Origin of the sequence: Maritalea sp. S77, assembly GCF_049801075.1 — a bacterium.
Classification (GTDB): domain Bacteria; phylum Pseudomonadota; class Alphaproteobacteria; order Rhizobiales; family Devosiaceae; genus Maritalea.
In genome coordinates this window covers 166936-190644 of the sequence record NZ_JBNAGG010000001.1, presented here as the reverse complement: position 1 = coordinate 190644, position 23709 = coordinate 166936, and the positions used below count along the sequence as shown (strand labels likewise).

Annotated in this window: 22 protein-coding genes and 3 tRNA genes; 2 read left to right on the top strand and 23 right to left on the bottom strand. The window is 49.9% G+C overall.

What is annotated here, in order from left to right; translation table 11 throughout:
• Positions 1 to 6 precede the first annotated feature (6 nt).
• The 20 genes from nuoF to ACP15Y_RS00870 all read right to left on the bottom strand — a co-directional run bounded on the left by nuoF (position 7) and on the right by ACP15Y_RS00870 (position 17058).
• Entirely contained in the window at positions 7 to 1314 is a 1308-nt protein-coding gene (gene nuoF / locus ACP15Y_RS00965; RefSeq protein ID WP_424981147.1) for an NADH-quinone oxidoreductase subunit NuoF, read from the bottom strand.
• Positions 1314 to 1511, bottom strand: coding sequence for a hypothetical protein (locus ACP15Y_RS00960; protein ID WP_424981146.1), 198 nt, complete (start codon positions 1509 to 1511; stop codon positions 1314 to 1316). Before ACP15Y_RS00960 ends, nuoF begins: the two co-directional genes overlap by 1 nt.
• Entirely contained in the window at positions 1511 to 2551 is a 1041-nt protein-coding gene (gene nuoE, locus ACP15Y_RS00955; RefSeq protein ID WP_424981145.1) for an NADH-quinone oxidoreductase subunit NuoE, read from the bottom strand. The genes ACP15Y_RS00960 and nuoE overlap by 1 nt, the downstream gene beginning before the upstream one ends.
• Positions 2551 to 3741: an NADH-quinone oxidoreductase subunit D gene (locus tag ACP15Y_RS00950; protein ID WP_424981144.1), complete on the bottom strand. Its 1191-nt coding sequence runs from the start codon at positions 3739 to 3741 to the stop codon at positions 2551 to 2553. The genes nuoE and ACP15Y_RS00950 overlap by 1 nt, the downstream gene beginning before the upstream one ends.
• Before the next feature lie 10 nt (positions 3742 to 3751).
• Positions 3752 to 4354, bottom strand: a complete 603-nt coding sequence (locus ACP15Y_RS00945; protein WP_424981143.1) for an NADH-quinone oxidoreductase subunit C — start codon at positions 4352 to 4354, stop codon at positions 3752 to 3754.
• Positions 4355 to 4368: 14 nt separating this feature from the next.
• The gene (locus ACP15Y_RS00940) at positions 4369 to 4947 is read right to left on the bottom strand and encodes a NuoB/complex I 20 kDa subunit family protein (protein WP_424981142.1); all 579 of its coding nucleotides are present in this window, start codon (positions 4945 to 4947) and stop codon (positions 4369 to 4371) included.
• Positions 4938 to 5303 (bottom strand): NADH-quinone oxidoreductase subunit A, encoded by a 366-nt coding sequence (locus ACP15Y_RS00935; protein WP_133571090.1) that lies wholly within the window; start codon positions 5301 to 5303, stop codon positions 4938 to 4940. Before ACP15Y_RS00935 ends, ACP15Y_RS00940 begins: the two co-directional genes overlap by 10 nt.
• 275 nt (positions 5304 to 5578) lie before the next feature.
• On the bottom strand, positions 5579 to 6109 hold the full coding sequence (locus tag ACP15Y_RS00930) for an outer membrane protein (protein WP_424981141.1): 531 nt from the start codon (positions 6107 to 6109) through the stop codon (positions 5579 to 5581).
• Between the two features lie 278 nt (positions 6110 to 6387).
• Positions 6388 to 6903 carry an outer membrane protein gene (locus ACP15Y_RS00925; protein WP_424981140.1) on the bottom strand — a complete coding sequence of 172 codons (516 nt, stop codon included), beginning with the start codon at positions 6901 to 6903 and terminating at the stop codon, positions 6388 to 6390.
• Positions 6904 to 6983: 80 nt separating this feature from the next.
• Complete coding sequence (locus ACP15Y_RS00920; protein WP_424981139.1) at positions 6984 to 7502, bottom strand: outer membrane protein; 519 nt, start codon at positions 7500 to 7502, stop codon at positions 6984 to 6986.
• 132 nt (positions 7503 to 7634) lie between these two features.
• Positions 7635 to 7711: transfer RNA gene (locus tag ACP15Y_RS00915), tRNA-Asp, on the bottom strand.
• Between the two features lie 152 nt (positions 7712 to 7863).
• Positions 7864 to 7939, bottom strand: a tRNA-Val gene (locus ACP15Y_RS00910).
• A gap of 104 nt (positions 7940 to 8043) precedes the next feature.
• Complete coding sequence (locus tag ACP15Y_RS00905) at positions 8044 to 8316, bottom strand: HU family DNA-binding protein (RefSeq protein WP_424981138.1); 273 nt, start codon at positions 8314 to 8316, stop codon at positions 8044 to 8046.
• Positions 8317 to 8489: 173 nt separating this feature from the next.
• Positions 8490 to 10922, bottom strand: a complete 2433-nt coding sequence (lon, locus tag ACP15Y_RS00900; RefSeq protein ID WP_424981137.1) for an endopeptidase La — start codon at positions 10920 to 10922, stop codon at positions 8490 to 8492.
• Positions 10923 to 11107: 185 nt separating this feature from the next.
• The gene (gene clpX / locus ACP15Y_RS00895; RefSeq protein ID WP_424981136.1) at positions 11108 to 12385 is read right to left on the bottom strand and encodes an ATP-dependent Clp protease ATP-binding subunit ClpX; all 1278 of its coding nucleotides are present in this window, start codon (positions 12383 to 12385) and stop codon (positions 11108 to 11110) included.
• 175 nt (positions 12386 to 12560) lie between these two features.
• Positions 12561 to 13184, bottom strand: a complete 624-nt coding sequence (locus ACP15Y_RS00890) for an ATP-dependent Clp protease proteolytic subunit (protein WP_424981135.1) — start codon at positions 13182 to 13184, stop codon at positions 12561 to 12563.
• Between the two features lie 116 nt (positions 13185 to 13300).
• On the bottom strand, positions 13301 to 14773 hold the full coding sequence (locus tag ACP15Y_RS00885; RefSeq protein ID WP_424981134.1) for an NAD(P)H-hydrate dehydratase: 1473 nt from the start codon (positions 14771 to 14773) through the stop codon (positions 13301 to 13303).
• Between the two features lie 91 nt (positions 14774 to 14864).
• Positions 14865 to 15407 (bottom strand): HdeD family acid-resistance protein, encoded by a 543-nt coding sequence (locus ACP15Y_RS00880; protein WP_424981133.1) that lies wholly within the window; start codon positions 15405 to 15407, stop codon positions 14865 to 14867.
• Between the two features lie 140 nt (positions 15408 to 15547).
• Positions 15548 to 16924, bottom strand: a complete 1377-nt coding sequence (gene tig / locus ACP15Y_RS00875; protein WP_424981132.1) for a trigger factor — start codon at positions 16922 to 16924, stop codon at positions 15548 to 15550.
• Between the two features lie 50 nt (positions 16925 to 16974).
• Positions 16975 to 17058, bottom strand: a tRNA-Leu gene (locus ACP15Y_RS00870).
• 371 nt (positions 17059 to 17429) lie between these two features.
• On the opposite strand from ACP15Y_RS00870, the gene ACP15Y_RS00865 reads away from it, so the two are divergent.
• Both ACP15Y_RS00865 and glnA read left to right on the top strand, forming a co-directional pair.
• Entirely contained in the window at positions 17430 to 17768 is a 339-nt protein-coding gene (locus tag ACP15Y_RS00865) for a P-II family nitrogen regulator (RefSeq protein WP_133571100.1), read from the top strand.
• Between the two features lie 50 nt (positions 17769 to 17818).
• Complete coding sequence (glnA, locus tag ACP15Y_RS00860; RefSeq protein WP_424981131.1) at positions 17819 to 19228, top strand: type I glutamate--ammonia ligase; 1410 nt, start codon at positions 17819 to 17821, stop codon at positions 19226 to 19228.
• A gap of 94 nt (positions 19229 to 19322) precedes the next feature.
• Here the strand turns inward: glnA and ACP15Y_RS00855 are convergent, their stop codons facing one another.
• From ACP15Y_RS00855 to ACP15Y_RS00845, 3 genes are read right to left on the bottom strand one after another with little or no spacing between them, the layout of a single operon-like run.
• Positions 19323 to 20561 carry an efflux RND transporter periplasmic adaptor subunit gene (locus tag ACP15Y_RS00855; protein ID WP_424981130.1) on the bottom strand — a complete coding sequence of 413 codons (1239 nt, stop codon included), beginning with the start codon at positions 20559 to 20561 and terminating at the stop codon, positions 19323 to 19325.
• 5 nt (positions 20562 to 20566) lie between these two features.
• A complete protein-coding gene (locus ACP15Y_RS00850) occupies positions 20567 to 22933 on the bottom strand; it encodes an ABC transporter permease (RefSeq protein WP_424981129.1) in 2367 nt (788 codons plus the stop codon).
• Positions 22927 to 23655 carry an ABC transporter ATP-binding protein gene (locus ACP15Y_RS00845; protein ID WP_424981128.1) on the bottom strand — a complete coding sequence of 243 codons (729 nt, stop codon included), beginning with the start codon at positions 23653 to 23655 and terminating at the stop codon, positions 22927 to 22929. The genes ACP15Y_RS00850 and ACP15Y_RS00845 overlap by 7 nt, the downstream gene beginning before the upstream one ends.
• Positions 23656 to 23709 lie beyond the last annotated feature (54 nt).

Here is a 23709-nt window from a genome sequence, read left to right as displayed (position 1 = left end):
GCCGCCTTATTCCGCTGCAACAGAAGGCACAGCACCCTCTGCTTTCGCATTGTGCGTATATTGATCAATCCGCGCTTCAATTTCCGGGCGGAAATTGCGGATCAAACCTTGAATTGGCCATGCTGCCGCATCGCCCAACGCACAAATTGTGTGTCCTTCAACCTGCTTGGTCACTTCAAACAGCATATCAATCTCACGCTTTTGCGCTTCACCACGCACCATGCGTTCCATCACACGATACATCCAGCCCGTGCCTTCACGACAAGGCGTACACTGGCCACAGCTCTCGTGTTTGTAGAAATAGGAAAGCCGTGCAATCGCTGCGATGATGTCAGTTGATTTGTCCATCACGATCACCGCCGCGGTGCCCAATGAAGACCCAACTTCTTTCAGCCCATCAAAATCCATGATCGCATCGCGCATTTTGTGGCCTGGCACACAAGGTACAGAGGAGCCGCCGGGAATAACCGCCAGCAAATTGTCCCAACCGCCGCGAATGCCACCGCAATGCTTGTCGATCAACTCGCCAAAGCTGATGCCCATTTCTTCTTCAAATGTCGCTGGTTGATTGACGTGGCCGGAAACACAGAACAATTTTGAACCTGTGTTGTTTTCGCGGCCAAGCCCGGCAAACCAAGAACCACCGCGGCGCAAAATCTCTGGCACCACAGCAATCGATTCAACATTGTTTACAGTTGTCGGCGAACCATAAAGACCCATGCCAGCTGGGAATGGAGGCTTCAACCGGGGTTGGCCTTTCTTGCCCTCAAGGCTTTCCAGCAACGCAGTTTCTTCACCACAAATGTAAGCACCAGCGCCATGGTGCACGATGATATCGAAATCCCAACCATGCACATTGTTTTTGCCGATCAGTTTCGCCTCATAGGCTTGATCAACTGCCGCCTGCAACCGCTCACGTTCGCGCACAAATTCGCCGCGCACATAGATATAGGCTGCATGGGCATCCATCGCACGACCGGCCAACAAGCACCCTTCAACAAGGTGATGCGGGTCGTGACGCATAATTTCACGGTCTTTACAGGTGCCTGGCTCAGATTCGTCGGCATTCACCACCAAATAATGTGGGCGCCCGTCGCTCTGCCTCGGCATAAAGCTCCATTTAAGGCCTGTCGGGAAGCCAGCGCCCCCACGACCGCGCAAACCAGAACCCTTCACCTCATCGGTGATCCAGTCGCGTCCCTTATCAATAAAGCTTTTGGTTTGAGACCAAGCGCCACGCTTTTTCGCGCCCTCAAGGCCCCAATCCTCAAAACCGTATAGGTTGGTAAAAATGCGGTCTTTATCTGTAAGCATTATCGACGCCCCCGCATGAATACATAAAACAACACCAATCCGATTGCGGCGCTAACCAGCAATCCGAAAAAGCCATTTGTTAGAAATGCTGCAAAAAACGCAATCAACCGGATCGCGATATACGTGCCCACCATAAAGGCAATTGCCAAAATGATGTTGCTCGCATTTAGTTCGATGCCCATGAAACGTTCACTCATTAGCGTGGATCCTTACCAAAGACTTTGCGATATTCTTCAGCACCACCCTTGGCCAACGCTTTGGCTTGTGCTTTCCAATCATCGCGCTCAATTCGGCCTTTGAAGCTCAGGCGATCATCCACTTCGGCAATTTGTTTTTTCGTCAGCTTTGCCACTTGTGCATATGTTGTGATGCCCAAATCATTCAATTTGCCTTCAAGCACAGGCCCAACACCAGAGATCAGTTTAAGATCATCTTTTTGGCCCTCAGGCGCTTCAAACAAAGGCGCCTTCATTTGCTCACTATCAGCTTTCGCTGCAGATTTCTGTGCTGACTTGCTAGGTGTCTTCACGTCAGCGCCCGGCTTTTCAGCTTTTTCTTTAGCTGTCGGCTTCGGTGCGGATGCTTTTGTTGCCGCTTTGGTCGCTGGCTTGCGTGCGGCAGGCTTTTTGGCCGGCACATCCTGCAATGTAACTGCGCCACCTTCAGGAGCTGCAAATTGACGGTCAATCTGCGGCCCGGTTTTCACCTCTTTGCCCGCCTCAAACTCATCAATCATTTCTTCAAAGCGCTCAGGCGTCAAATCTTCATAAGTGTCTTTAAACACCATTGCCATTGGCGCATTTACGCAAGCACCGAGACATTCAACCTCTTCCCACGAAAGCGTGCCGCTTTCATTGGTTTCAAATGGCTTCTCATTGATCTTGCTTTTGCAAACTTTGATCAAATCGCCAGAGCCACGCAACATGCAAGGTGTAGTGCCACACACTTGAATATGCGCTTTGGTGCCCACTGGCTTCAATTGGAACTGCGTGTAAAAGGTCGCAACTTCCAAAACGCGGATGTAAGGCATATCCAGCATGTCAGCAACATGCTCGATCGCCGCCTTGGTCACCCAACCATCTTGGTCCTGTGCCCGCATCAATAGCGGAATCACAGCAGATTGCTGACGGCCTTTTGGATATTTCGCAATGGTTTGCTTTGCCCACTTCTTATTGTCGGCATTAAATGCAAATTCTTGCGGTTGAACATTATCTTCTGCGAGACGACGAACTGACATTAGCGATCCACCTCGCCAAAAACGATATCAAGAGTACCAATAATGGCTGAAACGTCAGCCAGCATGTGTCCACGGCTCAAAAAGTCCATGGCCGACATGTGCGCAAACCCTGGCGCACGAATTTTACAGCGATATGGCTTGTTGGTGCCATCAGACACCAGATAAACGCCAAACTCACCCTTCGGAGCTTCCACCGCCGCATAAACTTCGCCTTCGGGCACCTTGTAGCCTTCAGTGTAAAGTTTAAAGTGGTGGATCAACCCTTCCATTGATTGCTTCATCTCACCGCGCTTTGGTGGCACAATCTTGCCATCAATCGAAGAAATTGGACCCTGTCCATCAGGTGAGCGCAACAAATCGATACATTGCTTCATGATCCGTACGGACTGGCGCATTTCTTCCATGCGCACCAGATAACGGTCATAGCAGTCACCGTTCTTACCAATCGCAATGTCGAACTCTAGCTCGTCATAGCATTCATAAGACTGACTTCTACGCAAATCCCATTTCGCGCCAGAGCCACGAACCATCACGCCAGAAAAGCCCCATGCCCACGCATCTTCTAACTTCACTGTGGCGATATCCACGTTCCGCTGTTTAAAAATACGGTTATTGGTCAACAAGCCTTCAATGTCGTCACAAACATCCAAGAATGGGTCACACCAAGCTTCGATATCGTCGATCAACTCAGGCGGCAGGTCTTGGTGTACACCACCGGGACGAACATAAGCGGCGTGCATACGCGCGCCACAGGCACGTTCGTAAAAGATCATCAGCTTTTCGCGCTCTTCAAAGCCCCACAATGGCGGCGTAAGCGCACCAACGTCCATGGCTTGAGTTGTCACGTTGAGCAAATGGTTCAAAATCCGACCAATTTCGGAATAAAGCACACGGATAAGCTGACCGCGCTTCGGCACAGTAATGCCCAACAGGCGTTCAACCGCCAAAGCAAAAGCGTGCTCTTGGTTCATCGGCGCCACATAGTCGAGGCGGTCGAAATAAGGCACAGCCTGCAGATAGGTTTTGTGCTCAATCAGCTTTTCAGTGCCGCGGTGCAACAAGCCCACGTGCGGGTCAACCCGCTCCACCACTTCGCCGTCCAGCTCAAGCACCAAACGCAGCACACCGTGCGCCGCCGGGTGCTGAGGACCGAAGTTGATGTTGAAATTTCTAAGTTGCGCTTCGCTCATAATACGATCCTCAACCTTGCGCCTTTTCATCACCCGGTAGCACATAGTCAGTGCCTTCCCATGGTGACAAATAGTCAAATGAGCGGAATTCTTGGGTGAGCTTCACGGGCTCATACACGACGCGCTGCAATTCTTCGTTGTAACGCACTTCCACAAAGCCAGTGAGCGGGAAGTCCTTACGCAACGGGAACCCTTCAAAACCATAATCAGTGAGCAAACGACGCAAATCCGGGTGATTAACGAACAAGATGCCATACATATCGTAGGCTTCACGCTCAAACCAATCAGCACCAGGATAAACCTCACAGATCGAAGCCACGGCTGTGTCTTCGTCTGTTTTCAGCTTTACGCGAATGCGCAAATTCTGAGTTGGGCTCAAGAAATGATAGACAACGTCAAAGCGATCGACACGTTGTGGATAATCAACACCACAAATATCGATGATGCAGCTAAACTGACATTGGCTATCATCACGCAAAAAGCGCGCCACATCCACAATGGACTCGGCGGCCACATTTAGCGTCAATTCACCAAAGCTACTTTCAACTGACAGCACCGCGTCAGCCAATTTTGCGCTGATATATTCGCCAAGTTCTGAAAGGGTAGAATCCATTTGCCCCCTGCCCCTTATCGCTCAATAGTGCCGGTACGGCGCAATTTCTTTTGCAGCAGCAACACGCCATAAAGCAAAGCTTCTGCTGTTGGTGGGCACCCCGGCACATAAATGTCGACAGGCACCACACGGTCACAACCGCGCACCACAGAATATGAATAGTGATAATAGCCACCGCCATTGGCACATGAGCCCATGGAAATCACATAGCGTGGCTCAGGCATTTGGTCATAAACCTTGCGCAATGCAGGCGCCATTTTGTTGGTCAATGTACCAGCCACAATCATCACGTCAGATTGGCGCGGGGAAGCACGCGGCGCAAAGCCAAAGCGTTCGCCATCATAACGCGGCATAGACATGTGCATCATTTCAACAGCGCAGCATGCCAAACCAAATGTCATCCACATCAGAGACCCGGTGCGCGCCCAATTGATTAGGTCATCAGTCGCCGTCACCAAAAAGCCTTTGTCGGCCAACTGGTCATTTACATCGAGAAAGAACGGATCATCCGCGCCGATTGGCTTACCGGTTTTGGGATCGATAATGCCCTTTGGCTGCGGTGCAACCAATGTTGAATTATTGTCTAATCCCATTCCAATGCCCCTTTGCGCCATTCATAAATAAAGCCAATGGTCAAAACACCCAAGAAGATCATCATGGCCCAAAAGCCGAACCAGCCAACATCTTTGAAGGCGACTGCCCACGGAAAGAGAAATGCAACCTCAAGGTCAAAAATGATGAACAAGATTGCCACCAGATAAAAGCGGATATCAAATTTCATCCGCGCATCATCAAATGCTTCAAAACCACATTCATACGCAGAAACCTTTTCAGGATCCGGACGTTTGATAGCGATAATGAATGGAGCAACCAAAAGTGCCAAACCGATCACTGCGGATAAACCAACAAAAATGATCACGGGCAGATACTGAGAGAGCAATTCGGTCATAATTGCCTTGCCTTTTTTGACAGCTGATACTCAGCCAAAGAATTTGTCACAAGCCAGACTCAAACTTTTGAGCCGAAACTTCGATTTGGTACGGCTTACGCCAACACCATACTCGTTTCAAGGGCTTTAACTTCAAAATTTTAATTTATCTCACCATTCAAACCAAATATGGCAGCTAGCGTAAATAGTTTTAAAAACTTGATTTTTTTAGTCATAAAAAAAAGAGCGCCCCAAGAAGGAGCGCTCTATCAAACACTTTGTTGAGTAGCTTCAACCTAGTTGAAGTACCAACGTGCTTTTGCGTCGATTGCGTGGCTTGAAGTGCCCATGTCTGTGAATGACCAGTTGTACTCAGAACCAATGGTCACATCGTCAGAAACGGCAAACTCGATACCGGCACCAGCAATACCAACCGCATCGCCGAAGTGATGGCCGATACCACCAACACCGTAAAGCAATACATCGTCAGATACCAAGTAACCGGCACGACCTGTTAGGTCATACTGAGCACCATAATATGTGCCGCCGTCATAGTTGGCTTGTGCTGACACTTCGAAACCAAACACCATTTGGTCGAACTGTGTGTTCATACCAGCAAGAGCACCAATGCCCCAAACGTCTGATGCCGCATTTACATATGCACCGTTTACACCAGCATAGAAACGATTCCAGTCAAAACCAGGATCAGAATATGCAGGTTGAGCAGGTGCTGGTGTATAATCAATCACAGGGTCCGCTGCGGACGCGCCTGCCGTCATTGCTGCTGATGCCAGCATCGCAATGGAAATTTTCTTCAAAATGCTCATAGTTGCCTCCATGGCTCTCTTAAGCGTTACTCTCGGCATATAGGTTTCAATTTTTAAAACGCAATGACGAACCAGATTGTTCCGACAAATTTTTAAAAATCTTCGCGCAGAAAAGCGCGCGAAAAACCCCTAACACCTGAGTCTCGAAACTACAGGCAAAAGATGACCGCATTTAGTCTGAAATGTGGCAAAAGAGATTCATGGATAACAAAGTGTAAAAATGCCACACCGCCAAACGCGGCGTGACATCAAACGCGTGCTGTCTAGGTCTGAAGGACTTAGTTAAAGTACCAACGCAATTTTGCGTCAAATACGTGTCCAGTCGCACCGCCACCATCTGTGATGTAGGTATATTCGCCACCAAATGTTACGTCGTCATGTACGGCAAATTCAATACCGCCACCAATTCCAGCGAATGTGTCGCCAGTGCCATTGAAGACAACGCCACCAGATGCATATAGCAGAGCTTCCGGAGCGACCAGATAACCTGCACGACCGAACACGTCGTAAAGCGCGCCTGTATAGGTACCACCGTCATAATAGGCTGACCCCTGCACCTCTAGACCAAATACCCAGTCGCCAGATTGCATATTCAGGCCAGCAAGTCCGCCGAAGCCAAAATATTGTGCCCCGTCATTCATGCTGCCAACACTTAGGCCGAGATAAAACCTATCCCAATCAAATGTGGAAGATGTTACCACTGGCGATGTCGTTGGATAAACAATCGGATCAGCAGCTAAAGCCGGGCTACTCGCAATTCCGAGCGCCATAAGGCCGATCAATACTTTTTTCATAACAATCTCCTGCTTTTATTTTCCCAACGCTCTCCTCCAGCTAGATTAAAGCGAGCGTGGCAACGTTCGATTAAAACGGCTTAGTTGAAGTGCCAATTGACAGAGGCATCAAAGCGATTTGCTGAGAATGAATTGCCACGCCAATGCTCATAAGTAAAATCAAGTGAGACGTCATCAGACAGTGCAAATTCAGCACCAGCACCTATCGTACCAAACAATTCGTCAGGTAAACTCATATACCCCACGCCGGCTGAGGCATAAATCACAGCTTCTGGAGATATCAGATAACCAATGCGAGCGTCTGCCGCAAACTCATGACCTGTCGCAGAACTGCTATCAATCGCATAGCCGACCAAGCCCTCTAAACCGTAAAGGTAGTCACCACTTACAAAGTTAACACCGATGATTGCATCGATTGTTGTAACTGTAAGAGCGTTTGACCAACCTGCGCCGGACGCGCCGACGCCAGCATAGAATCCTTCCCAATCGAATGCGGAGGATGTAACGGTCGGAGTTGGATAGACAATCGGATCAGCAGCCAAAGTGCTAACTGTCCCGGCGGCAACGATGGTCGTCGCCAAAAACATAGATTTAATCATTAGTAACCCTGCCCTCTTGATTAACTAGAGGCAAAATTACGCTTCTGTTTAAAAAGAGTCAATTGAGGGTGCGTTGCACAAATGCAACATAGTGCAACTTGTGCAAACCGTGGCCACCAGTTTTTGGAAAAATGGCGGGAGTGACGGGACTCGAACCCGCGACCTCTGGCGTGACAGGCCAGCGCTCTAACCAACTGAGCTACACCCCCTTTAAAGAGAAAGTTCTCGTCAAAGAGTGCGCGTGGTTTAAAACTGATTGGCACATGATGTCAAGCGCCGATTTCAATCTTTATGACATTGTTTTCAAAGAGAAATAATTTCTTTTTGTCAACGCTGCCGAACCACGACAAGGACCAAATAATGGTGGGCGGTGAGAGATTCGAACTCCCGACATCTTCGGTGTAAACGAAGCGCTCTACCAGCTGAGCTAACCGCCCCCGTTTGGTGATGCATCGTTTAAGGTGTTCTTTCGTCCCCGTCAACAAAAAAGGTCTCGATTTTCACCGAGACCTTCAAAAAAATGCAAAAAAATTTGCTTAGACTAGTTCACAGCGTCTTTGAGCTGCTTACCAGGCTTGAATTTAGGTACGTTTGTCGCTGCAATATCAATTTCAGCGCCAGTAGCTGGGTTACGGCCTTTTGTGGCTTTGCGGTGTGAAACCGCAAATGTGCCAAAGCCCACCAGACGTACTTCACCGCCGTCTTTCAATGTGCCGGTAATTGCTTCAAAAACAGCGTCTACTGCGCTTGCGGCATCTGCTTTTGTCAAACCAGCTTTTTCCGCTGTTGCAGCGACCAAATCATTTTTGTTCATTAGTCCATCCTCATTTTTTGGCCCGTCTTACTATTGTCGGGCAATACGCCATGAACCTTTTGACGATTCTTTGCCAAACGCAAGGAAATCCGGCCACTTCAGCCTGTTTTTAGGCAAAAAAAGAGCGGAAAAGTCTCCTTTTCCGCTCCCAGTGACTCAAATTGTGGAAAACCCTAGTGCGCAATCACCGGGACACCCTCGCCTTTTTCAGCTTTTTTGCTGGCGGCATAGGCCTCAAAGTCCCACTCAATCGCCTCTGGCACTTCAACCAGAGCGTGCTGAAGTACGTCTTCCATCTGCTTCACAGGGACAATTTCTAGTCCCTCTTTCACAATGTCAGGCACTTCCGTCAGATCACGCACATTTTCTTCGGGAATCAGTACTTTTTTGATTCCCCCGCGCAACGCCGCCAAAAGTTTCTCTTTTAGCCCGCCAATCGGCAACACCCGGCCACGAAGTGTAATTTCACCAGTCATCGCCACATCGTGACGCACAGGAATCCCTGTCATCACTGAAATAATGGCTGTGGCCATGCCAATACCAGCAGAAGGACCATCTTTTGGTGTCGCGCCCTCTGGCACGTGCACGTGAATGTCATGCGAATCAAATTTTGGCGGTTCAATGCCAAAATCTACAGCACGCGAGCGCACGTAAGTCGCCGCGGCCGTAATTGATTCTTTCATTACGTCCTTCAAATTGCCAGTAACGGTCATTTTGCCCTTACCGTGGGTCATCACGCCTTCAATAGTCAGCATTTCGCCGCCCACTTGTGTCCAAGCCAAGCCTGTAACCAAGCCAACCTGTGGGTCGAGTTCAATCTCACCATAGCGGTGCTTTGGTGGTCCCAAATATTCTTCGACTTTTTCCACATCGAGCATAATGGACTTCTTTTTGTCGTCTATCATCAACTCGGTGACCGCCTTGCGCATCAGATTCGCAATTTCGCGCTTCAGATTACGCACGCCAGCTTCTCTGGTGTAACGACGAATCAGGAATTCGAGCCCCTTATCCGGCAACGCGATCTCAGATGATTCCAAGCCATGCTCTTTAATTGCATCAGGAATCAAATGCTGACGGGCAATTTCCATCTTTTCGATTTCTGTGTAACCAGAAAGACGAATAATCTCCATCCGATCGAGCAACGGCCCGGGAATATTGAGCGTATTGGCTGTTGTGATGAACATCACATCCGACAAATCAAAATCCACTTCCAGATAATGATCTGAGAAGCTGTTATTTTGTTCCGGATCCAACACTTCCAACAATGCAGAACTTGGGTCGCCACGGAAATCCATGCCCATCTTGTCGATTTCATCGAGCAAGAACATCGGGTTGGATTTGCCAACCTTTTTCATGGACTGAACGACTTTGCCGGGCATTGAACCAATATAAGTCCGGCGGTGGCCGCGAATCTCTGCTTCGTCGCGCACGCCACCCAAAGACATACGGGCAAATTCACGCCCGGTGGCCTTCGCAATGGATTTACCGAGCGACGTTTTACCAACACCTGGAGGGCCAACAAGACAAAGAATCGGTCCTTTCAGCTTGCCCGTGCGGCTTTGCACAGCAAGATATTCGATGATCCGCTCTTTGACTTTCTCAAGCCCATAATGATCCTCATCCAAAACCGCTTGCGAAAAGTTCAGATCGCGTTTGATTTTGGATTTTTTGCCCCAAGGCAAACCGAGCAACCAATCAAGATAATTGCGCACAACTGTCGCTTCGGCCGACATTGGGCTCATGGCCTTGAGCTTTTTCAGCTCCGCCTTGGCCTTATCCTTCGCTTCTTTCGACAATTTTGTTTTCTTGATGCGCTCCTCAAGCTCTGTCAACTCGTCCGTACCATCTTCAGAATCACCCAACTCTTTCTGAATGGCCTTCATTTGCTCATTCAAATAATATTCGCGTTGGGTTTTCTCCATCTGCCGCTTCACGCGGGTGCGGATACGCTTTTCAACTTGTAGAACGCCGATCTCGCCTTCCATCAATTCCAGCACGCGCTCTAGGCGGCCTGGCACGGAAGTAATCGACAAAATGTCTTGCTTGTCTTGGATTTTCACAGCCAAGTGCGATGCGATCGTGTCCGCAAGTTTCGAATGATCCTCAATCTGAGACACAGCGCCCACCACTTCTGGCGACACTTTCTTGTTCAGCTTGACGTAATTTTCGAATTCATTGATCGCAGAACGCGCCAATGCTTCAGCCTCAACCTCATCATGGTCGTCAGCTGCCATCGCGGTTGCTTTGGCTTCATAATAATCGTCTGTGCGCACAAACTCTTCAATGCTGGCGCGTGACAAGCCTTCGATCAACACTTTAACAGTGCCGTCGGGCAGTTTGAGCAATTGCAACACAGATGCGATTGTGCCCACATCAAAAACGTCCTCCGGTGACGGATCGTCTTCCTGAGCGCTTTTCTGTGTCACAACCAAAATATTTTTGTCGTCGCGCATCACTTCTTCGAGCGCTTTGACTGATTTTTCCCGTCCCACAAAAAGCGGCACGATCATGCCGGGGAAGGCCACAATATCGCGCAGCGGCAAAACGGGGTAAACCCGGCTTTCGCCTGGAGCCAAATCAAGTTCAGTTGTCTTGGATTCGGACATAAAAATTCCTTTCATCAACCAGATTTGATTTCCCAATAACTGCGGCGAAACCAAACCTGTTCTGGACCGACAATGGGTCACGCAAATGGCCACGCCCAAGCAAGGACGCACCAAGACTCATTGAAACTATTAGATAGGAAGTTTTGACGGCCCTACAAGTGCTTGTAGGGCCAAATCACAAAACTTTACGCGCCGGCTTCCAGCTCTTCTTCTTTGCGGTCAGAATAGATATAGAGGGGACGTGCGTCCTTATCCTCAACCACATCTTCACTGATCACAACTTCTTCCACACCTTCAAGCGATGGAAGGTCGTACATTGTGTCGAGCAAAATGCCTTCCATGATCGAACGCAAGCCACGTGCACCAGTTTTCCGCTCAATAGCTTGGCGGGCAATGGCGCTCAATGCATCATCATGGAAAGTCAATTCAACATCTTCCATTTGGAACAAACGTTGATATTGGCGAACAAGCGCATTTTTCGGCTCGGTCAAAATCTGCACAAGGGCGCCCTCGTCCAAATCTTCCAAAGTCGCGATCACAGGCAAACGGCCGATAAATTCTGGGATCAAACCGAACTTCACCAAATCCTCTGGCTCAACTTCGGCAAAGACTTCACCCAAGCGGCGGTCTTTCGGATCACTCACTTCGGCGTCAAAGCCAATGGAGCTATGCTCGCCACGTTCGGCAATCACTTTTTCAAGGCCGGCAAAAGCACCACCAACAATAAACAGAATGTTGGTTGTATCCACTTGCAAAAACTCTTGCTGCGGATGCTTACGTCCACCTTGTGGTGGAACGCTGGCAACTGTGCCTTCCATGATTTTCAGCAATGCCTGCTGAACGCCCTCACCCGAAACATCGCGTGTGATCGATGGATTGTCAGATTTACGGGAAATCTTATCCACCTCATCGATATAAACGATGCCGCGCTGGGCTTTCTCAACATTGTAATCAGAAGACTGCAATAGCTTAAGAATGATGTTTTCAACATCTTCGCCCACATAACCAGCTTCGGTCAGTGTGGTTGCATCCGCCATGGTGAACGGCACATCAATGATGCGCGCCAAGGTTTGCGCCAAGTAGGTTTTGCCGCAACCAGTTGGACCAATCAACAAGATGTTGGACTTGGCCAACTCAATGTCCTGATTTTTCGTCGCATGGTTCAGACGCTTATAGTGGTTGTGCACCGCAACGGACAAAACCCGCTTTGCGCGCGCTTGGCCGATCACGTAATCGTCCAGCACATCACAAATCTCTGCAGGCGCCATAACGCCATCTGAGGATTTTACTGTGGAGGATTTATTCTCTTCACGAATAATATCCATGCACAATTCAACGCACTCGTCGCAGATAAAAACGGTAGGTCCGGCAATTAGCTTGCGCACTTCATGCTGGGATTTACCGCAGAATGAGCAGTAAAGCGTATTTTTTGAGCTGTCGCCGTTACCGTTATCTTTTGTCATCAAAGCACTCCTGAATGTGCATCTTTCACCAGCATATTTCTAAAACGCTATCATCTGCAAATAAACAAACCGTAAGCGTTTTTGATAGCTTAGCTTTTCTCTTTTCCTTGCGCAAATCGCGGATTAGGCACCAAATGTGTCATTTTTCCGCCATTTGCCTATTCACGCACAAGCCCTATTCGCCAGGAACCGCGCGTTTTTCGTAAACCTTGTCGACCAAACCAAACTCTTTGGCCTCTTGAGCAGACATAAAATTGTCGCGCTCTAGCGCTTGCTCAATCGTGTCGTAATCTTGGCCGGTATGCTGCACGTAGATTTCGTTCAAGCGACGCTTGAGATTTTCTGTGTGCTTCGCATGGATCAAAATGTCAGTTGCCGTGCCTTGATAGCCGCCAGAAGGCTGGTGAACCATCACAGAAGCATTTGGCAACACGCCGCGCATACCCTTGTCGCCTGCGGCCAACAACAGTGAGCCCATAGACGCCGCCTGCCCCACACATAGAGTAGAGATTTTCGGGCGAATAAACTGCATGGTGTCATAAATCGACAAACCAGCAGTCACAACCCCACCGGGCGAATTGATATACATCGCAATTTCTTTCTTGGGGTTTTCACTCTCCAAGAACAGCAACTGCGCCACAATAAGCGACGCCATATTGTCCTCAACCGGTCCGGTCACAAAGATAATCCGCTCGCGCAACAAGCGCGAGTAAATATCAAAAGAACGCTCCCCACGGTTGCTTTGCTCCACAACCATTGGCACCAGCGTGTTGGTCAACATATCCATCGGATCTTTCATACGTTCCACCTTCTTTGCAATCGAATCGATTGTTTCGATCAGATATGATCCAGTCTTAACTTAGCGTAAAGCCGGGAGATAGGCCCTAAAACCAAGTCATTCAAGTCACAGTTAATTTATTCAGCCACTGCCATCAACACATCTGGCAACTGCGCCACAATGTCTGAAGCGATTAATCCTTCTTTTCCAAATCGTTGCGCACAAGCACCATGTATATAGGCACCTGCGCACGCCGCATCAAATCCGCTCATGCCACGTGCCAGCATGCCGCCAATTATCCCCGACAAAACATCACCAGAACCCGCCGTCGCCAGAATGGCCGGCGCATTTGCGTTGATCACCACCCGCCCACCGGGTGCCCCGATCACCGTATCAGCCCCTTTTAAAAGAACTTGCGCCCCGCTTAATTGAGCCGCATCTCGCACCAGCTCAACTTTGCCAACGCCTTTGTCGTTCGCGCCGAACAAACGGCCAAACTCGCCGGGATGGGGCGTCAACACAACCTTGCCCGCACCATATTGATGAATATGGTTGAACAATGACATTGGATCACTTTCAAACGCCGTTAGCGCATCAGCATCTAACACACAGGCGCGTCCAGCCTCAATCACGGCAAGAACTTGCCTGCGCAATTCATCCGTCACGCCTGCGCCGGGCCCCAACACAAAGCAATTATTGCGCGCGTCAGCCAGCAGCTCGTCAATTGACGCGGGCTTTAACATGATTTCAGTCACATGCGGAGCCTGCGCTGTCAGTGCTTCGCGCGCGCCAAAAAGCGAAACAAGCCCCGCACCTGCCCGCAACGCTGCCATCGCGCTCAACCGCGCCGCGCCGCCGCTTAAGGCGTCCCCAGACAAAACCATGCAATGGCCGCGGCTATATTTATGCCCTTCGGATCCATAGGGCGGCACAGTCCATAATGAGGGTCCATTTTGCCAAAGCTGACTCGGAATCTTGGCGAGCACTGAATCCGGAATGCCAATTTGCCCCAAATGCACATCGCCACAATATCTTTTCCCCGGCAGCAAAACATGCCCCGGCTTTAGTCGAAAAAAACTCACACTGGCCATAGCCCGCACAGCAACGCCGCGCACATTTCCTGTCGCTCCATCAATGCCACTCGGCATATCAATCGCCACGATCGGCTTGTGTGTGCGGTTCATGCGCTTGATAAGTTCGGCAAACGTACCAACAATATCTCGATCCAAACCCGCGCCAAATAGTCCGTCGATCAACAGGTCACATTCTTCCAACACATCGTTTACAGGGCTGTCATCCCGCCCCCATAGATCTAAATGCTCACGCGCCGCTTGGCCAATTTTCTCACGCGCACCCAAAAATGTTAGTTTGACAGACCAACCAGCATCACGCAGCAACCGCGCCACAACAAAGCCATCGCCACCATTATTGCCGGGGCCGCACAAAACACCCACACGGCATTTTTGGAAACGGTTCGTGATATAGTCGGCCACCACTTGCCCGGCATTTTGCATCAGCTCAAATTCGGGCACACCCTTTTGAATAGCCAAGCGATCCGCTTCGGCCATTTGCGCCAGTGTAAGCAAAATTGCGTGTGATTCTTGTGTCATCTCTTCAGTCTGACACAGCAAGTCGATGGATTTCTATCCAAAACAGCAAAATTGGTCTCGCGACATTTTAGCCGCGAAACCATTAATTGAGTTAGGCAGAGGCGTGAACGCCGCCTGATTTGCGCGACCAAGCCAAAGCAATTGCTGTTACACCATTGCTCAAAAGCTCAACCGCAAGCATCACGCCCAAAGCGACCACAGCTGAACCTGGGAAATTGCTGAGAATCATCAACCCCAACAAAATAGAAATGATACCCGAAATGATCACGGCCCATTTCAACATATTGTCGTGCACCCGAAAGCCAACAATGAGTTTGAAAATCCCTGAAACAAGGAACATCACGCCCAAAACAACTGTCAGCGTGATAATTCCGGCAAGCGGGTTCATCACCAAACTGATCCCAGCAAGCAAGGCGACTACCCCTAATAGGATCGTCCAAAGCCGACCGCCCCATTCTTCTTCACGAAATGCGTTGATGATTTGGGCAACACCAATCACCAAAAATGACCAGCCGGCCAATAGTTCCGCCGCCAACGTGGCGCCAAAAGGATTAAACAAAGCCAATATGCCCGCCAAAACGGACAAGCAGCCTAGAATGAACAAAATCAACCAATTCTTAGATAGATCTGACAAGATTACCTCCCCTGAACGATGTCAAACATAGAATATCTTATAAGACATTCTGAATTTTGCACATTTTTAACAATTGGAAAAACAAAAAAGGTCGCCCGAAGGCGACCTTAATTCATTCAAACCATATCTTTGGGAAGATATTAGTCGTGGTTGTGAGGCTCGAGATCTTCTTCTTCGCTCTCTTCAACCAGCTTGATCAACTCGTCTTTCGTCACTGTTTTGTCAGTCACGTCAGCCAATTCAATCACGTAATCTACAACTTTGTCTTCAAAGATTGGTGCGCGAAGGCCAGCCAAAGCTTGCTGGTTGTTGCGGAAATAGTCGTATACCTGCTGCTCTTGGCCAGGATATTTCTGAACTTCCGCGATCAAAGCTTTTTGGTGCTCTTCTTCGGTCACTTCGATCTCGTTTTTGTTGCCGATTTCAGCAATTACGAGGCCCAAACGTACCCGACGGTCAGCAATGCCGCGATATTCTTCGCGTGCTTTTTCTTCAGTTGTGCCCTCATCCTCAAAGCTGCGACCATGATGCTCGATATCGTGCATCACGCGGTCCCAAATGCCTTTGAACTCAAGGTCAACTAATTGCTCAGGCACGTCAAATTTGTGCGCATCATCCAAAGCGTCCAACACTTCGCGCTTAACGCGACGACGGGTCAAACCGTCAAGCTGGCCTTTAAGTTGATCAGCAATCATCTCACGCAATTGCGCGATTGATTCCAAACCAAGTGTTTTGGCGAACTCATCATCAATTTCAACCTTGGCAGGTGTTTCCACCTCAAACACTTCAACGTCAAACGTTGCGTCTTTGCCAGCCAAGTTCTCAGCGCGATATTCCTCAGGGAATTTCACTTCAACAACTTTTTTATCGCCTTTTTTCAGGCCAACAAGCTGTTCTTCAAAACCTGGGATAAATTGACCAGAGCCAATAACCAATGGTGTAGAATCAGACTGGCCGCCTTCGAATGGTTCGCCATCAACTTTGCCCAAGAAAGACATTGTTACACGGTCGCCATCGGCAGCTTTGCCGTCTTTAGCTTCGAAAGGACGATTTTGGTCAACAACAGCGTTAAACTGCTCGTCGATTTCTTTTTCGTCAGCTTCAACAACAGGACGTTCAATTTTGATCTTTTTGAAGTCCATCAATTCAACAGTTGGCAAAATTTCATATGCAACTGAGAAATCGAGATCTTTGTTGCCTTCGAAAACTTCGTTCAAAACTGACTCGTCTTCGCCAAAATTGATTTCTGGCTGCGCGGCAGCTTTTTCGTCACGCTCGGTCAAAGAAGACTGAACAGCGCTGTTCACTGTCTCTTGAATCACGTCACCCATGACAGAACGGCCATAAACTTTTTTCAAGTGCGCGAAAGGAACTTTACCTGGACGGAAGCCTTTGATGTTCACTTGGTCTTTGAGTTCGTTCAATTTGGCGTCGAGCTTTTCGTTGAGCTCAGAAGCCGGAATGCTCATTTCAAGCTTACGCTTCAGCCCTTCATTGAGGGTTTCAGAAACCTGCATGCGGAAAATCCCGTTCTTTAATTCGATCGATCAATGTTCGCTGGGAAGAATGGTGCGGGTGGAGGGACTTGAACCCCCACGCCTGAGGCACTAGAACCTAAATCTAGCGTGTCTACCAATTTCACCACACCCGCCAATAACTTCCCTCAGCGATGAAGTCGGCGCTGGGTCTAACCCAATTGCCAACAACAGTCAAAGCACTTTCGTGATTTTTTTGCTCTAATTATGGAAAAACTTCAATTTTTCCTGCTGAACAGCACCTTTTTGTCCCCGATATGCTGGCGACACACTCTATCTGTGAAAAACTTATCGCCAAATCACCAACTGCACAAAAAAGCGGCAAACTGCCTAAAAAATAGGCAAGTTATATAAATTCCTAGCGCCCAATTTTTGCACAATCACAGCTAAATCTTTGATTCTTAACAATTTGTGACCTCATGCCAAAACTGGCACGGCACATGCATAGTAAGGGCAAACGAACCAAGCCTTATGGAGAACCGGTCTCGTGAAAAAAATCGAAGCTATTGTAAAGCCATTTAAGCTTGATGAGGTCAAAGAGGCCCTTCAAGACGCAGGCTTTCAGGGGATTACAGTTACCGAGGTGAAGGGTTTTGGCCGCCAGAAAGGCCATACCGAGCTTTATCGCGGCGCAGAATATGTGGTGGATTTTCTGCCAAAAGTGAAAATCGAGATCGTGGTGGCCGACCATATGGCGGAAGAAGCCGTCGAGGCGATCCGCAATGCCGCCCAAACCGGGCGCATCGGCGACGGCAAGATTTTCGTTTCCACCATCGACCAAGCCATTCGGATTCGTACCGGTGAAACCGGCGACGACGCCATCTAAATACAACCTGTCGAACAACAAACCCAGTCAAGGGAAATAGGATAGATCAAATGACTTCTGCTAACGACATTTTGAAAAAAATCAAAGACGAAGACGTACAATTTGTTGATTTGCGCTTCACCGACCCACGCGGCAAGCTTCAGCACGTAACCATGGACGTTGCTGCTGTCGATGAAGACATGTTCGAAGATGGCGTTATGTTTGACGGCTCCTCCATCGGCGGCTGGAAAGCCATTAACGAGTCCGACATGGTATTGATGCCAGACAACGAAACAGCGCACATGGACCCGTTCTTCGGTCAATCCACCATGGCCATCAATTGCGATATTCTTGAGCCGGCAACATTTGAATCATACAATCGTGACCCACGTACAACAGCTAAAAAAGCCGAAGCATATGTAAAGTCTTCTGGCATTGGCGACACCGTTGTTGTTGGTCCAGAGCCAGAATTCTTCATCTTTGATGATGTGCGCTTTAAAGCTGATCCATACAACACCAGCTTCCAGCTCGATAACATCGAATTGCCAACCAACACAGACACACGCTACGAAGCTGGCAATATGGGCCACCATATCAGCCAAAAAGAAGGCTACTTCCCAGTGCCGCCTTTGGATAGCGCGCAGGACATGCGTTCTGAAATGCTGACTGTGTTGAAAGAGATGGGCGTATCTGTTGAGAAGCACCACCACGAAGTGGCGTCTGCTCAGCACGAATTGGGCATCAAATTCGATACATTGACCCGCATTGCTGACCAGGTTCAAATCTACAAATATGGCGTGCACCAAGTTGCTCAAGCCTATGGCAAAACTGCAACCTTTATGCCAAAGCCTGTTTATGGCGATAACGGCACAGGCATGCACTGCCACTTGTCTATCTGGAAAGATGGCAAGCCAAACTTCGCTGGCGACGGTTATGCAGGCTTGTCAGAGCAGTGCTTGCACTTCATTGGCGGCATCATCAAGCACGCTAAAGCAACAAACGCCTTCACAAACCCATCAACCAACTCTTACAAGCGTTTGGTTCCGGGCTTTGAAGCACCCGTATTGTTGGCTTACTCAGCGCGTAACCGCTCTGCGTCTTGCCGTATTCCGTTCGGTTCTTCACCTAAAGCGAAGCGTGTTGAAGTGCGTTACCCAGATCCAATGGCCAACCCATATTTGGCATTCTCTGCCTTGTTGATGGCTGGCCTTGATGGCATCAAAAACAAAATCAATCCAGGTGATCCAATGGATAAAGATTTGTATGAGTTGCCAGCTGAAGAGTTGAAAGAAATCCCAACTGTGGCTGCTTCATTGCGCGAAGCTTTGGAAGCTTTGGATGCAGACCGTGACTTCTTGAAAGCCGGCGGCGTATTCGATGATGACCAAATCGATGCTTACATCGAGCTGAAAATGGAAGAGGTTATTCGCTTCGAGCACACACCTCACCCAGTTGAGTTTGATATGTATTATTCCTCATAGGAATTCACTCCTATCCCCTAGGTAGCAATACCTAAAACTTAGGGCGCCATTTCGGCGCCCTCTTTTTTTATCTCATAGGAAGATTATCTCATTTCTATTCGACCGTGCGCGGCACAATCTTGCTGCCCTGTTCAATCGCGGCGGAAGGATAAAGCACCACTTTGTCGCCCTCTCCCATGCCGCTCACCACTTGGGTCAACACCCCATTGCTCTGGCCAATTTCGATTTGCGTCAGCTGGGCGACGCCATCCTTTTCAACAAACACAGACCAATCGCCATTCTCGCGGAACAGGGCACTTGCAGGCACCAGCAAAATATCGTCTGCTTGCCAAACAATTATAGCAACTTCCAAACGATAGCCGTGCCCTAGGCCCTCACGCTCTTCAACTGGCGAAAGCAAATCAATCTCCACACGTACGCGCTGCTCTTCCACGCCGAGCGCGGAATATTTGGTTTCACCAAATGGATGCACACGTTTCACTTTGCCACGCAAATCTTCTTCACCGCCCCAATCGCGCAAGATAACCTGATCCCCTTCACTCACCTGCACCGCGTCGGACGAGATCAATTCCGCCACCACTTCCAAGTCAGAAGATACATCGCCAATCTCCATGATCGGCGCGCCTACAGGCAGTGTGGTTTCACTCTCTTGCAACACCCGCAAAATGCGCCCATCAATTGGCGAATAGAGCGGAATTTCATCGCCATGGACCTCACCATCCGCTTCCGCCAATCCAACAATATCATCGCGACCATTGAGGCTGGCGCGCGCGTTCGCCAATTCAGCTTCCCGCATGGCAATCGCGGCTTCTGCAGTTTCACGGTTTGCCCGGCTGGATCTGAGGTTGCCTTCCGCCCGCTCCAAAGCCGCTTCGCTTTCTACCCCGCGTTCCGAAAGTGACCTGGTCCGCATAAACGCTGCTTCTGCCAGCTCCTCGCTCGCAATCGCCGCATTCAAATTCGCCTCAGCCACGCGCACCGCCGCTGCCGCAATATCCACCGCAGCCAGCGCTTGTTCGCGTGTGCGACTGTCCAACACTGCCGGATTGATTGGTCGCATTTTTGCCACCACGGTTTCGCTTTTGATCACGCTATCGCCCGTATGCATTTCCACACGCAACAACCGCCCCGCGACCGGTGTGGAAACGATATAGGTTTCGCTCACCAAAGTGCGCCCCTCCTCATCGATCGTTACGGCAAGATCACCGCGGGTTACCTGCCCCAAATCCACTTCGGTCGGTTTGGGCATCATGGTCAACACGATAGTCGCCGTGACGGCCACAGCAGCAGCTGCAATAAACAGGTTTCGCGAAATTTTTGCACGTTTTGGCATTGTTTCTACTCTCTTGTCTTCAGGGCCAGCGTGATGTCGGACCGTCCAAGGTCACGCCACACCAACCAACCAGATGCAAATGCCGCCGCCACAACCACCGCAATCGCGGTGCCGTAAGCCTTCGGGGCAAAAACAACGGGTATTTGATAAAGGTCCGTGGAAAATCCAGCGGCAATTAGAGTGGTGAGGCTACTGCCGAGCAGCACGCCTATGGGCAACGCAACAAGGGTCACGACACCCAGCTCGCCCAACAGAACAAAAGCTGTTTCACCTCGATAAAAGCCCATGACTCGCAAGCTGGCCAAGTCTCGTGCTCGCTCATCTTGTGCGACACGCGCCACATTGTAGATGATCCCAAATGTGATCGCGAACGCCATAAATCCCATGATAAATCGAGAGAACCCTGCCCCCTGATTCATCACATCTTGAAAGGCTTGCTCAGCCTCTCGCCGCAAACTAACGCCAGCCACCAAAGGCATCCCCTTCAGCGCCGCATACACATCATCGGCCGCGCCATCACTGATGGAAATATAGGCGCCGGACACGCGCAACGGCTCGGTCATCAGCCGATTAAGCCCGTCAATATCCATATAGGCAGGCGATCCGATCAAACTTTCCGCGATGCCAGCAACCCGCGTGGTCACCAACATTTGGTTGCCTTCACGAAAATCAACAGTCAGCAGATCGCCAATGCCAACTTCCAGCAAGTTTGCCAAAGGCGTGGAAAGGATAATGCCATTTTTTGGCAAACGAATGGGCTTTGCACTGGAATCCAGTGCCCGAAACAATTGAGCGTCTTGGGAAAGGCCCGTTACCGCGCCAGAATGGCTACGCCGCCCGTTCCGCAATACGACGGCAACATTCCGCACAGGCTCCGCCAACGTGACACCTTGCAAACGTTCCAGTTCAAATATGGTTTTCACTGGCGCATTGTGCACAAAGCTTACAGTCGCATCCGAACGGTCGATCACGTTGAATGTTCGATCCAGCACCGTATCAAACCCTTCATAGATGATCAGCATTGACAGGCTGAGCGCCATGCCCGCAGCAATGCCGGCCACGGCGCACATCATGCGCCATGGTTGTCGCACCAAGCGCCGCACCACCATGCGCGATGGCTGATCCAAAAACGCCATAAGACGCGCACCAAATTGCCCTGATTTCGAAAAGTCCGGCGGCGCTGCTGGGCGCATTGCTTCCGCAGGAGTTAACTTAAAAACGCGGCGCAGCGCGAACGCGCCGCCCAATGTGGCCACTGCAACACTGGTCAAAATTCCCGATGCAAATGAACCAAGCTCCAGCCTGAACAACAAGAACGGCAATTTATAATATGTCGTATAAACAGGCACGGTTACGCGCCCAAGGACCACGCCGAGCAAACACCCAAACAATGCCCCCGCCAGCGCGATGATCACCACCAACTGAACATAGTGGGTGCTGACTTCCATGTCCGTATAGCCAAAGGCTTTCATCAGGCCAATTTCTTCACGTTCAGATTGGATGGTGCGGCTGGTGACGATGTAAAGCAGAAACGCCGCCACCAACATAAAGACGGGCGGAACATTCTTGGCTGATATCTCCAACCCGGCAATTTCTTCGGCAAGGAACCGGTCAGATGGATGATCGTCCAAGCCATAGGCACCAGGCGAACCATAAGGTTCCAACACCCGATCCACATCATCGAGAACTGCATCAACCACCGCCCCGCGCAATAAAGTCATCAGCGCCTCGTTAAACGCGCCCTCCAAATCAAGCGCCGCGGCCAACGCAGGGCGCCCAATCCAAATCACGCCAAATCGCGCATCATCAGGAATCATTTCGCCGGGTGCGGCGTAGTAGATAAATTCGGGCGATTGCGCTGTGCCCACCACATCAAATGTCCGCCGCGCTCCATTTAACGTCACGTCTATCTGGTTGCCGGGCACAATATTGTGGGCCGTGGCAAAACTGTCCAAAAGTACAATTTCCGCCACCTTCCCACTGTCTGGGCGTCGTCCGGCTGTTAGGCGAATCTCATTTAGATGCCGCATTTCATGTGTCGGCAAAGACAATATGCGTGCCGAAACCGGAATATCGCGCGCTGGAATATCAATCAGCGCAGCCCCCGAAATGCGAGTTTGCACCGCCGCCACGCCCGGTATATCGTGCAGCTGACGAGCAATATGTTCAGGCGCGCGCGCCACTGGCGCAAAAACTTGCGCAAATTGGTGCCGCTCATAATAGGCGTCGCGCGTTTGCGTCAACGAGGCGACAAACCCCGTCATCATCACCTGCAATGCCACGCCGATACCGATCACCAGCATAATCGCAAGCGCTTGCCCTTTGATCCGCCAAAGATCGCGCGTCATTTTCGCGTGCAGCGGTCTCACCACTCAATCTCCTCAGCAGCGAGACGATGTGCGTTCAGCTCCACATCGCGGATGGCGCCATCGGCAAAATTGATCACTCGATCAGCCATGGCCGCCGTGGCGGCCGCGTGGGTGATGATCAAGACAGTGGTGCCCAGTGTTTCATTCACATCTTGCAAAACGCGCAAAACGGCGCGTCCAGTGGCGCTGTCCAATGCCCCGGTGGGTTCATCACAAAATAAAACATCCGGCTGTTTCGCTACAGCTCGTGCAATCGCCACACGTTGCTGTTCCCCGCCTGAAAGCTGTGCTGGAAAATGATCTAGCCTTTTTCCCAAGCCCACCAGATGCAAAGCATCTTCTGCCGCCATCGGATGATCTGCAATCTCAGTCACCAGTTCTACATTTTCCCGTGCTGTCAAACTCGGCATTAGATTGTAAAACTGGAACACAAAGCCCACATGGTTGCGACGATATTTCGTGAGTTCACGGTCATTCATTTCTGTCAGATTTTGCGCGCCAAAATAAGCTTCGCCATTGGTCGCTTTGTCTAGCCCGCCCAAAATGTTCAGCAATGTGGATTTGCCACTGCCCGATGGACCTAGCAAAACAGCAATTTCGCCCCGGCCAATATCCAGATCAACGCCGCGCAAGGCGTGAACAGCGGTGCGGCCCTCACCATAAACCTTGGTCAGTTGCTTTACCGTGTAAGCATTTGCCTGTTCTTTTTCTTTCGTATTTGCCATGCCTCACCATAGATTAAATCGCGACGCATAAATTGACTGATATCAATTCAAAAA